Source organism: Pseudoalteromonas sp. TP27, from assembly GCF_056470645.1.
In genome coordinates this window covers 1-3838 of the sequence record NZ_JARDAK010000054.1, presented here as the reverse complement: position 1 = coordinate 3838, position 3838 = coordinate 1, and the positions used below count along the sequence as shown (strand labels likewise).

Here is a 3838-nt window from a genome sequence, read left to right as displayed (position 1 = left end):
TTTACACACCTCGATTACCACTGCGTAGTGGGCAGACGCAATCTTATAAGGCTATTTATGCATTAATGAGCTAAACCAATATCACTTAAAATTTCTTTTGCATCAAAATTAACAATATCCTCAACATTTATTGAATTATTACCCAAAACACCAAAAACGGTTGGATTTGTTTTATTAAATAGTCCAATACAATTTACACCAGCTGCATCAGCAAGATGTAACGGCCCAGTATCACAGCAGATAAAAGCATCCATATTTTTTAAACAACTAGCAAGGTGACGCATATCATTAGAGCTAAACGTTAACGTTCCTGCTTTTAATGGCGTTGTAATATCAGGGCTTAGTATTTCAACCCACTGAATATTATCACTTGAACCATTCTCAAATTGATTAAGAATACTTAACCAAATTGCATCAGATAGATACTTATCTCCTCGCGCCCCCCTAAAATAGGCGATACATAACTTATTACCTTGATAAATATTGTTCTTTGCAACAACACCATCATTAAGCTTTTTTTGAGTAAGCTCTATGTGATGACAAATCGATAAGTTTGCATCATTTCCCATGAGAGGAATAAGATAAAGACAACTTAATGCCGCATGCATACGTTCATCATTTTTTCTAAATGTATGAGTAAAAGCTGCGTTTCTGCGAGGATTAAAAGCTGCCACTTTATTTTTAGCACTCAACATTGAACATATCATTGTATCTTCAACGGAAGAATAAGGCAGCACAGCTAGATCATATGTTTTTTTTCTTAGCATTCTCATTGAGCGAACAAAAGAAAACAGCCCTTTCGTTGAAAAATAAGAAAAAACAAAGTCATCAATACCCATATTAGAAAAAACGTCACGTTGCCACGGTTGATTTAGCATTAACGTAATGTGGGCATCTGGATAACTCGCTCTCATCTGCTTAACGAAAGGGATTAAGAAATACATATTTCCAATACGCTTATTATTTCTAATAATTAAAATACTCTTAACCACCTCTTTCTTTAATAAATCACTTTCTCTCTGCTTATCGTTTCTAAACACACCATATAACATAGGCTCCAATACAGCCATTTTCTCTCTTCGCTTACGGTCAAAATTACGTAAAGCATTTTTCAGTCTAATCATCAAATCAATCAATAAGGAAAAAGAAGCAGAGTATATACAGAGATATGTGAATTACTTATGAACAAACTAATCATTAAAGAGGTATTTATTCTAATTTGCGTAGTTATTGACAAAAATCTCAAACGACCTGTCAATGGTGACATTAGGGTGTCCCCTACTGCCATATGACAATAGAGTTATGCCTAATTTTCGTGAAATTTGAATTAAAATGTGATCGCGAACTAAAAGAAAGGTCGCCAATTTAGACGACCTTTTCAATTCCTATAACGTTTGTTGAATTAAACAAATGTTATTATTTTCCTGAAGATTTACTCGGTTTTAAACCAGAGCTGTTTCCCGGAGTATCTTTATTGTCACGTCGACGTTGGTCAAGTTTACCTGTTGATTTAGCAATTGGTTTTGGACCGGGCTTAAGACTCATAATAATTACCCTTAAATTTTAGTTTCTAAGAGGGAAATCCTCTATTAAAGATATATGGACAAAGCACTGTGTATTCAACCACCATGTCAAAATAAACATACCAACAAAGTGTTATGCTTGGTTTTCGTTATTTATAACTAGTCAAGCGTGCTTGAAACCAAGATCTAGTTTAAACCCACATGCTTGAGCATAATTAATTAAAGTTTTAAGACTAGGGTTTGAGCGTCCTGATTCTAATCGAGAAATATTTGGAGCTTTTGTGCCCATTATCTTAGCGATTTCATTTTGAGTTAGCCCTGATTTCTCTCTCATTGTTATCAAAGAGCTGATCAAATCAAACTCAGAATCTAAATCATCATAAGCTTTCTTTACTTCTAGGTTTTGAAAGGCACTCTTTTTTAATGCGGATAAACTCATAGCTTCACCTCTTTCATTCTATCTCTGGCCAGATCTATTTCTTTTTTTGGTGTCTTATTTGACTTTTTCACGAAAGCTCTTAATACGTAAACATGTTGTCCTTTTAAATAACAAAACAGTCCTCTACCTATACCTTCTTTAGCCTTTGCTCTTATTTCAAAAAGACCGTCACCCATTGACTCTGTATGTGGAGAGCCAAGATTTGCTCCATGTAACTCAATTAATTCGAGTAATTTAATCATACGAGCTTGAATTTTAGGTGGCATTGATAATATGTCGTCCTCAACCCCTGAGTAAAATTCAATTTTCCAAGCCATTCTATAATTACCGATATGTATCATATATGATAGCTTACTTTACAACCATTCACCTTATAAAATCAAAAGGGAGGTGAATAATAGATGTGAATAAACTTAAAAGCAGATCTATCAAGTATTTTTTAGAATACCACTCCGTTTGCGGGTATGACATTAGAGTATGCCTTAATGTCACATGACAATGAAGTTATGACTCATTTTGGCGATATTTGAATGAAAGCGTGATCACCAACTAAGAAAAAGGTCGCTAATTTTAAGCGACCTTTGTGTAAATATTAACCTTATAAACGCAAGAACTCACAATTTAAAGGTTATATGCTCACCTAAGCCATCAACCATTAAACTACCGTAAAGTTTCACATCATGAAAGACACCATTGTCGTGTAATACATCACGAATAACTGAATCCACAATGTCTTCTGCATCTTCTCTTTTTTTAGATATATGCAAACTATCAAGAAACAGCTCTCCCACAAGAGTTGTCTCTATTTTATCTAGCATTTCCCACCCTTTTATATTTCTAATTAAATATCGAGCTTTATCTGCTGATTCTTTTGATCCTTCGTTCTCATGTAATGGGTATACAGAGTACGTAAGTTGAAAACTATGCTTTGACATATGCAAACCTCATACAACAACACTGAAATGTAAAACATATGTAATAAATACCTATTTATTAGAATAAGGTAATCTTTTAAATTCACATTTTGGAATGAAAATAACAATTTAAAGGTAACTATCAATGAAAGTATCAACTAGTAGGTATTGAGCTTCACCCAACTAGCACATGACAATGAATTTATGATTCGTTTTCTTAAAATTTGAATTAAAGCGTGAGCATGATCATCGAGTAGGGTGAGGCGTTACCGCCTCATCCCTCTCACAGAACCGTGCGTACGGACCTCGTACACGGCTCCTGCTTACTTATATTCGTATGTGAACACTTTCCCAACCATTACCGTTTCAAGGTTAAATAACCCTAATTCTGTAAACCATTGATTTGGCATTGCATAGCTCGCGAGTGGGCTCTTCGAGGAGTTCCAGACTCGCATATTGATATACTTAAAAGGCGGTTTGTAACCATGCTGTTTTAGCCGGCGGTGAAGCCTTGCTGGCTTCTTCCACAGCCTCAACTGAATGCTACGAAGCCGCCTTCTGATCCAACCTGCTAATGCTTTAAACTGCTTATTAGCATTGGCTATCCGAAAGTATTGGCTAAATCCGCGCAACAGTGGATTCAGCTCTTTGATTACCTTTAATAATGGCTTACCGCCATTTCTTCGAGTTAAATCGCGAACGTTGTCTTTGAAGGTCGCCAGTTTCTTAGATTGAATTTGAGTATATCTACTCTTTATTTCTACCCCTAAAAACTTAATACCTTCATCACTGTGTGCTATGTGGCTCTTCTCTTTGTTGATTACCAACATGAGATCGCCCTCTAGGATTTTTGCTGCCGTTGCATAAGCATTTTCCGCCGCCTTTTTTGAGCAACATAAAATCAAAATATCATCAGCATAACGAACTATGCGATGATTTCTTTTCATCATTTGTTGATCAAA

General features: G+C 35.4%; 6 protein-coding genes. All 6 read right to left on the bottom strand.

The genetic code is table 11. The annotated features are described in order from the left end of the window. Positions 1-62: 62 nt before the first annotated feature. Positions 63-1070, bottom strand: coding sequence for a glycosyltransferase family 9 protein (locus tag PX700_RS21665; RefSeq protein ID WP_479521909.1), 1008 nt, complete (start codon positions 1068-1070; stop codon positions 63-65). A gap of 346 nt (positions 1071-1416) precedes the next feature. Beyond that, a complete protein-coding gene (locus PX700_RS21660; RefSeq protein ID WP_255458503.1) occupies positions 1417-1545 on the bottom strand; it encodes a hypothetical protein in 129 nt (42 codons plus the stop codon). 141 nt (positions 1546-1686) lie between these two features. Further along, positions 1687-1962 carry a helix-turn-helix domain-containing protein gene (locus tag PX700_RS21655; protein WP_446701213.1) on the bottom strand — a complete coding sequence of 92 codons (276 nt, stop codon included), beginning with the start codon at positions 1960-1962 and terminating at the stop codon, positions 1687-1689. Next, the gene (locus PX700_RS21650; RefSeq protein WP_446701214.1) at positions 1959-2279 is read right to left on the bottom strand and encodes a type II toxin-antitoxin system RelE/ParE family toxin; all 321 of its coding nucleotides are present in this window, start codon (positions 2277-2279) and stop codon (positions 1959-1961) included. The genes PX700_RS21655 and PX700_RS21650 overlap by 4 nt, the downstream gene beginning before the upstream one ends. Positions 2280-2576: 297 nt before the next feature. Further along, complete coding sequence (locus tag PX700_RS21645) at positions 2577-2897, bottom strand: hypothetical protein (protein WP_446701215.1); 321 nt, start codon at positions 2895-2897, stop codon at positions 2577-2579. Between the two features lie 302 nt (positions 2898-3199). Continuing rightward, positions 3200-3838 (bottom strand): group II intron maturase-specific domain-containing protein (locus tag PX700_RS21640; protein WP_479521908.1); only part of this gene is annotated, 639 nt, incomplete at its 5' end.

Excerpts from the sequence above, each read along its gene's own strand:
- PX700_RS21665 (WP_479521909.1), bottom strand. The coding sequence starts at position 1,070 with ATGGCTGTATTGGAGCCTATGTTATATGGTGTGTTTAGAAACGATAAG.
- PX700_RS21660 (WP_255458503.1), bottom strand. The coding sequence starts at position 1,545 with ATGAGTCTTAAGCCCGGTCCAAAACCAATTGCTAAATCAACAGGTAAA.
- PX700_RS21655 (WP_446701213.1), bottom strand. The coding sequence starts at position 1,962 with ATGAGTTTATCCGCATTAAAAAAGAGTGCCTTTCAAAACCTAGAAGTA.
- PX700_RS21650 (WP_446701214.1), bottom strand. The coding sequence starts at position 2,279 with ATGGCTTGGAAAATTGAATTTTACTCAGGGGTTGAGGACGACATATTA.
- PX700_RS21645 (WP_446701215.1), bottom strand. The coding sequence starts at position 2,897 with ATGTCAAAGCATAGTTTTCAACTTACGTACTCTGTATACCCATTACAT.